The sequence below is a fragment of the Parasphingorhabdus sp. genome, from assembly GCF_036964675.1.
Taxonomy (GTDB): domain Bacteria; phylum Pseudomonadota; class Alphaproteobacteria; order Sphingomonadales; family Sphingomonadaceae; genus Parasphingorhabdus.
The window spans coordinates 1-8,139 of record NZ_JBALTF010000090.1 but is presented as its reverse complement, the minus strand read 5'-3'; the positions used below and the strand labels follow the sequence as shown (position 1 = coordinate 8,139).

Below are 8,139 nucleotides of genomic sequence, written 5' to 3'. Positions count from 1 at the left end.
GATGTCACTGATCGACCGTCCACGCCCCAAATTGCACAGCGTGATCTCGCCACTGGCTCGCCATCTGTTTGCCTTCGTCTGGCTTCCGCGTGAACAGCTCTCGACCGAGCGCCGGCAGAATGTCGAAAATATGCTGATGGAGGCGACCGGGGCGAAAATATTGAGCTGGTCCAATACCCTTGAAGAGGGCGGTGTATCCTCCTTGCGCTACACGCTCGACATGGGGACCGATGGCAGAGCTCCAGACCCTGACCTGCTCGATCAGGAACTGGAGAATATGGTCCGGGGGTGGAAGCCGGAAGTCGAACGCAATCTGAGGGAAGCCGGTCAGGAAAACCGGGCTGCGGTCTTGGCGCAGCGCTATGCCAATTGTTTTCCGGGAACCTATCAGTCAACTTATGGTGCTCTGGAAGCGGCCAAGGACATCATGCGGCTGTTCCGGCTGGAGCGCGGCGGTCAGCGGTCGACCCGGCTCTACCGGCTGGCCAGCGATGCCGATCATCTGCTGCGGCTGAAAATCTATCATCTGGGTGGCGCGCTGCCGCTGTCGGATGCGGTGCCGACGCTGGAGAATTTCGGTTTTACCGTGCTCGAATCGGTTCCGACTCCCCTGGAAGGTGGCCGGCTGGGCTATATACACGATTTCATGCTTGAACTGCGGTCCGAGGAAAGATGTGAAAATCTGTTTGCCCGGTCGGAAGAGATTGAGGCTGCGATCACCAGCGTGCTGGACGGAGAGGCGGAAAACGACGCCTTTAACCAGCTTATCATTTCCGCCGGTATCGACGCCCGCTCGACGGTATGGATGCGGGCCTGGTTCCGCTATTTGCGCCAGACCGGACTCAGCTATGGTCTGGCTACCGTTGTCGATGCTTTGGCCGAGGCGCCGGACGTCACGGCAGCGATGATCAGGCTTTTCCGTTCCCAACATGACCCGAATTTTGCAGGAGATCGCTCGAAAAGCGCGATCGCGGCGACACATGATATGGACGCTGCCTTGGTTGGCGTTCACGCGATTGACGACGACCGCATCTTGCGCCTGTTCCGGGCGGTTATCGAATCGATTCTGCGGACCAATGCTTTCGCCTATCAGGCCGGCGAAGCGCTGGCCTTCAAGATTGAGAGTGTTAAAATTCCGGAACTGCCCGCTCCGGTGCCCTGGCGGGAAATATTTGTGTATAGCCCGCGTGTCGAAGGCATCCATTTGCGGGCCGGTCCGGTGGCCCGCGGTGGCCTGCGCTGGTCGGATCGCAGGGATGATTTTCGCACCGAAATATTGGGCTTGATGAAAGCCCAGCGGGTCAAAAATGCCGTGATTGTTCCGACGGGTGCGAAGGGCGGATTTTTTGCCAAGCAATTGCCCTCGGGAGAAGACCGCGACGCATTCCTGTCTGAAGGTATTGAAGCCTATAAAATATTTATCTCCGCCCTCTTGTCGGTGACAGACAATATCGTCGCGGGCAAAGTCGTGCCCCCTGCACGGGTGGAACGACTCGACGGAGACGATCCTTATTTTGTGGTGGCGGCTGACAAGGGCACCGCGAGCTTTTCCGATATCGCCAACCAGATCGCAATCGATCGCGGCTTCTGGCTAGGTGATGCATTCGCCAGTGGTGGCAGCAACGGCTATGACCACAAGGCGATGGGAATTACGGCGCGCGGCGCCTGGGTCTCTGTGCAGCGTCATTTTGCGGAATCGGGGGTTGATGTCCAGACTGCACCTATCAGGGTTGTCGGCGTCGGTGACATGTCGGGTGACGTGTTCGGCAATGGCATGCTGCTTTCGAAGAGCCTGATGATAGTGGCCGCCTTTGACCACCGGCATATCTTTATCGACCCTGATCCCGACGCGGCGACGAGCTGGATCGAGCGCAAAAGACTGTTCGATCTACCGCGTTCCAGCTGGGATGATTATGACAAGAAATTGATATCCAAGGGCGGCGGCGTATTTTCACGCAGTTCGAAGACGATCGAAATCTCGAAGCAGATTGCCGTCCTGCTAGGCCTGCCGGATGATGAAGAGACGACGCCGACCAAATTGATGACCGCCATCTTGGCATGTAACGCTGATCTGTTGTGGTTTGGCGGGATAGGTACCTATGTGAAGGCCGCGTCCGAGAATCATATTGATGTTGGTGACCCGGCCAATGACAAGATTCGTCTCAATGCGGAGCAGCTGCGCGCGAAGGTCATAGGCGAGGGTGCCAATCTGGGGATTACTCAGGCTGCACGGATCGCTTTCGCTGCCAAGGGCGGCCGAATCAACACCGACTTTATCGACAATAGCGCCGGGGTTGATTGCTCGGATCATGAAGTCAATATCAAGATCGCGCTCAATACGGAATTGGCCAGCGGCAAGCTGCAGCCGGACGTAAGAAATGCGCTGCTTCGGTCGATGACCGATGATGTCGGCGCGCTGGTTCTGGAAGACAACCGGCTGCAGGCATTGGGTATCTCAATCGCCGAAATGGGTGGTTCGAAATCGCTGCCGTCTTATATTCGTCTGATTGAACAGTTTGAAGAACAGGGCCTGTTGAACCGGGCGGTTGAAGGACTGGCTGGCAATGAGGACCTAGTTCGCCGTGGCCAGGAAAAACGTGGGCTCTACCGGCCGGAATTGGCCGTGCTGGTCTCCACCGCCAAGCTGGCGCTGCAGGACGCCATCGAAAACAGCGATCTGGGTGATGATCCCGGACTGAACAGTGAGTTGCTCCAGGCATTTCCGGCGGCGATGCAGGAGGGCCATGAATCGGCCATTCTCAAGCATCAATTGCGTCGCGAGATTATTGCCACCAAGCTGGCGAACCGGATGATCAACCGGCTGGGTCTGATCGACCCGTTTGAATTGGCCGAGGAAGAAGGCTGCACATTGGGGGAAGTGGCGCGCGCTTTCGTCATGGCGGAACGTCTGTTCCACGCCGACAGACTATGGCAAGCACTGGAAGTGGCTGAGATTTCGGAAGATATCAGAATAGTACTCTTTGATCGTCTCGCCTACGTCCTGCGCTCGCACATGGCGGACTTGATGCGGATCGGGGTTTCGGATGACCGGATTGATGATACCGTCAATATGTTGGCGCCGGGCGTGACCGTGCTCAACGAGAATGTCGAAAATCTGATAACCGCCGAAGGTCGCTTGCAGGCGGCCAAGCAGATGAAATCGCTGGTTGAGGCAGGAGCGACGCCGGAAATCGCCAACAAGGTCGCCAATATCTACAAGAATGATGGTGCGGCGGGCATTGCCTTTCTCGCCGATAGCCGGGAAATTGATGTTCTGGACGTGGCGGTTGCCTTTACCAAGCTGGGCAGTCAATTGGGTCTGGACTGGGCGCAAATGACGGCGACCCGGATCAATCCGTCCGATCCCTGGGACCGCTTGCTGGTCGCCGGTCTGGCGCGTGATTTTCAACAGATGCGTCTCGATTTCCTCCGCCGGACCCGAGGCAAGGATATGCAGCAATTTGTCGAAAGCTGGGCCGATCGCAATATCGACCGGGTGGCCCAGTTCAGAAAGATCATGGACAGGGCGCAGCAAACACCAAAGCCGTCGATCGCGATGCTGGCGCAAATCGCCGGGCAGGCGCGGTTGTTGCTCTCTCGCTAGATCCAATAGCCCAGTGTATGGAGAGACAGGCCGACTAGTCCGCCCACAAGGGTGCCATTCACTCGAATGAATTGCAGATCGCGGCCGACGGCATTCTCGACCCGATCGGTAATCGTCTTCGTATCCCAGCTACGGATTGTTTCAGATACCAGTTTGACGATATTGTCGCCGTAGCTGGCAACCACGCCGATGACGGCGCGCCGACCGAATCGGTTGATCTGGCGATTAAGTTGCTTGTCTTGCTGCAGACTGTTGCCCAGCTGGATCAGCGCGTCTCCAAACTGGCCAGCCAGTGCGGCATCGGGATCACGGGCTGCCCGAAGCAGCGCCACTCTGCCTTGCTCCCAAATTCCATCCAGCCAAGAGGCAATGGCTGGATTCTCGATCATCTCGAGTTTCCATTCGTTCACCTTTTGACGAAGATCCGGATCCTGCTGCAGTTCGACCGCGAGTTGCACTAGGCTTTCTTCGGTTTTGGCGCGGACTGGATGATGGGGGTCGGCAGCCATGTCGGCGAGCAGTTTGTAGAGGCCGTCCAGCACCTCGTTTGCGACCCGGTCGTCAAGACCGGTCCAGCGCATCACCGTATTGGCGCGGTCAGTCACGATATTGCGAATGACCAATTCATTGGTGTCGAGCGTGCGATAGGCCCAGCGAATGGTGGAATCGATCAGCGGACCGTGACGATTTTCCGCCATGACCGCCCCCAGAATCTGTCCCATAGGCGTGGCGATGTCGAGGCCAACGACCTGGGTCTTGACCGCACCCTTGAACATGGTGCCCAGGCGATCCTTGTCTAGCGAAGCAATGGCGTCGCCCAAAAGGCGCGAAGCACCGAATTTGAGCCGGCCTTCGCCACCGCTCGGCGATTGCAGAAAGCGTCCAATACCACTGGCCAGATCGACATTGCGCATGCGCTGGGCCACCAGACGCGAAATCAGGAAATTATCCTTGAGAAAATTCGCCAGCGTGTTGCCGATCCGGTCCTTGTTGCGCGGAATGATTGCCGTATGCGGTATCGGCAGGCCCATGGGGTGGCGAAAAAGGGCGGTTACGGCAAACCAGTCTGCGAGACCGCCGACCATCGCCGCTTCGGCGAAGGCGCGCACAAATCCGAGAGCTGGATGCACTGTTTCATAGCTTTTTGCCGCAAAATAAATGATGGCCATCACCACCAACATGCCGGTGGCGATGATCTTCATGTCCTGACCGGCATTGTTGGCTTTGGTGGCAGATGCTGCGCCGCCGCTGCCTGTCTGTGACGATATGGGCTTCACTCGGCTGGTTGGACCTCTGCATCGGGCCGATCATGGCGGTCATCGCCGGTCTTGTAGGTTAGCAGCTTGTTGCGCAACCAAGGCCCGGCCCGGCGTTCAAATCCGTCCGCCAGACTGAAACCTGCGGGGACAATGACGAGGGTCAGCATGGTTGAGACGATCAGGCCGCCGATCACCACTGTTCCCATCGGTGCGCGCCAGGCACCATCACCGGACAGGGACACTGCCGTTGGCACCATGCCCGCGGTCATGGCAACCGTCGTCATAACGATCGGCTGGGCACGCTTGTGCCCGGCATCCATGATGGCTTCGAATTTCGGCACGCCCTTTTTCATTTCCTCGATCGCGAAGTCGATCAGCAGAATCGAATTCTTACTCACAATGCCCAGCAGCATGAGCACCCCGATCAGCACTGGCATCGAGAGCGATTGGCCCCCAACCCAGACCAGAAATATACCGCCGAGCGGAGCCAATGCCAGCGAGCCCATATTGACCAAAGGCGACATCACTCGCTTATAGAGCAGGACAAGCGTTGCAAATACGAGCAAAATGCCGGCAATCAACGCGATCACAAAATTGACCGCCAGTTCTTGCTGCCATTCATCTTCACCGAAGGCCTCGTTCGAGACTCCCATAGGCAGGTTCTTCATGATCGGCAGAGCGAAGATCTTCTCCATCGCTTCACCCTTGATCACATCCGGTGCCAAATCCGCCCCGACAAATGTCCGGCGGTTCTGGTTGTAGCGCTGAATCGATGTCGGCCCGGAGCCGAAGCTGACGGACGCCACCCGGCTTAGCGGCACCGTGCCGCCACTGGCGATCGGGATCGGCAGGTTTTCGATCGTTGTCAGATCTGTACGGGATGCGAGCGGCAACATGACACGGATCGGAATTTGTCGATCAGCGAGCGAGAATTTAGCGGCATTCTGATCGATTTCGCCGAGCGTGGCGATCCGGATCGTCTGGCTGAGCGTCGCCGTGGTGACGCCTAGTTCGGATGCCAGATTCATATGAGGTGTGATGATGATTTCCGGCCGGCTTAGATCTGCTGCGATCCGCGGTGCCCGCACCAGATTAATCTCTTTCATCTGTTCAACCAGTTTGGCTGCGGTTGTTTCCAGCAAGTTGGGGTCAGACCCGGTCAGCATGATGGATATGTCGCGTCCCGTTCCGCCGCCACCGCTCTGAGACCGGAAAGAAATCCGGGCGTCAGGAATTTTCTGAAGTTCGGGTAAAAGACTGCGTTCAAACTCGATTGATGTTTTGTCGCGATCCTCTTTCAGTGATACGAAAACTGTCGCATTGGTTTCCCGGACCCGCGTCAGGGCGCGTTCAACCTCCGGTTGCGCATACATCAGATCCGACACGCGATCGGCAATTTTTTCTGTCTGTTCCAGTGTCGTGCCCGGCACCACCTCGATCTGGACGCGGCTATTGTCCTCGTTGATGGTCGGCTGGAACTCGGCGGGCGTGATCCCAAATAAAATCACCGTTAGGCTAAAGGCGATCATGCCGACACCCATCATCCATATACGGTGGTCATAGGCCCGGGCCTGGAAACGACCGGACCGATATGCATACCAGAGAGCAAAACGGTCGCCAAACAAACCAGCCACCCTTCTGATCACCAGAACCAGCAGGAATGCAGCGACGTAACCAACGGCGACACCGGATACCATACTCAAAATTGCCCGCAGAAATTCACTAGGGATCAAAACGGCAAGCAGGCCGTTGATCATGAACCCGATCTTCCAAGCGACAACGGCGAACACGGTCACAATCGATGTGAACAGAAGAAAGCCGATCAGATATTGCCACCAGGCGGCTTTGGCGGGGACAAGTGTCTGCCGAATTCGGTCGGACCGCGAACGGTCCAAAACCCATTGCAGCAAACGCATATATCGATCCATCCATACGCCTTCACCATGCTCTGCATGGCCTTTGGCCTTGAGGAAATATGCTGCAATCATGGGCGTTATCATCCGCGCGACGGCCAAGCTCATCAGCACCGAAATAACGACCGTAATACCGAAATTCTTGAAAAACTGGCCGGAGATGCCTGGCATCAGTCCTACCGGCAGGAAAACGGCGACGATACAAAAGGATGTGGCGACAACCGCGAGCCCGATTTCATCCGCAGCGTCGATCGAGGCCTGGTAAGCAGTTTTCCCCATCCGCATATGTCGCACGATATTCTCGATCTCGACAATTGCATCATCGACAAGGACACCGGCAACCAGCCCCAGCGCGAGCAGGGAAAGAAAATTGAGATTGAACCCGAGCAGATCCATGAACCAGAAGGTCGGAATAGCCGAAAGCGGGATGGCTATGGCCGAGATAACCGTAGCGCGCCAGTCGCGGAGGAAGATGAAAACCACTATCACCGCTAATATGGCACCTTCTATCATGGCGAGCATCGAACTTTTATATTGTGATCTGGTATATTCGACACTGGTGCCGAGGGGAATGAATTCGATCCCCCTATTTTCCGCTTCGATCTTGTCCATGATTTCCAGAGCTTCATCATAGACGGTCACATCGGAAGCACCGCGTGCCCGCGACATTGCGAAATTGACAACCTCGACGCCCTTGACCTTGGATATCGAACTGCGTTCGCCAAAGGAGTCATTCACGTCCGCGACATCGCTCAACTTGATCGTTTGACCATTGCCCAAGGATATTTGCGTCTGTGACAGTGCATATGCATCGTCGGCATTGCCCAAAACGCGGACCGATTGCCGTGTGCCTCCCACTTCTGCCCGTCCGCCGGCAGCATTGACGTTGACTTGGCGCAACACGCTGTTGATTTGATTGGCGGTTACGCCAAGCGCTTGCATCCGTTCGGGTTTCAGAATGACGCGGATTTCCCGGTCGACGCCGCCAAACCGGTCAACCTCCGCCATGCCGTTGACGGTCAGCAATCGCTTCGCCACCATGTCATCGACGAACCAGCTGAGCTGTTCGACAGTCATATCGTCGGCCTTGACGGCAAAATAGCCGATCGGGCCACCCACTGCATCAACCTTGGATACTTGCGGTTCCAAAATACCATCTGGCAATGACCCACGAATCTGGTCAACCGCATTTTTCACTTCATTGACGCTGTCGTTTACATCCTCGCCAATTTCAAACTCGACAAAGGTCCGGCTGCTGCCTTCGCTCGCTGTCGAGCTGATATTCTTGACGCCGCTGATCGACCGCACCGCCGCCTCGACCCTCTGGGTGATCTGGTTTTCAATTTCCGTCGGGGCTGCTCCG

Annotated in this window: 3 protein-coding genes; 1 reads left to right on the top strand and 2 read right to left on the bottom strand. The window is 56.6% G+C overall.

The features are described 5' to 3' along the window. Window positions 1–3,604 (top strand): NAD-glutamate dehydrogenase domain-containing protein (locus tag V7665_RS12465; RefSeq protein WP_335664857.1); only part of this gene is annotated, 3,604 nt, incomplete at its 5' end. Here the strand turns inward: V7665_RS12465 and V7665_RS12460 are convergent. Both V7665_RS12460 and V7665_RS12455 read right to left on the bottom strand, forming a co-directional pair. After that, the gene (locus V7665_RS12460) at window positions 3,601–4,806 is read right to left on the bottom strand and encodes a DUF445 domain-containing protein (RefSeq protein ID WP_335664858.1); all 1,206 of its coding nucleotides are present in this window, start codon (window positions 4,804–4,806) and stop codon (window positions 3,601–3,603) included. The genes V7665_RS12465 and V7665_RS12460 overlap by 4 nt on opposite strands. A 71-nt stretch (window positions 4,807–4,877) precedes the next feature. Further along, on the bottom strand, window positions 4,878–8,139 hold a 3,262-nt coding region (locus V7665_RS12455), incomplete at its 5' end, for an efflux RND transporter permease subunit (RefSeq protein ID WP_335664856.1).

Excerpts from the sequence above, each read along its gene's own strand:
- V7665_RS12460 (WP_335664858.1), bottom strand. The coding sequence starts at position 4,806 with ATGAAGATCATCGCCACCGGCATGTTGGTGGTGATGGCCATCATTTAT.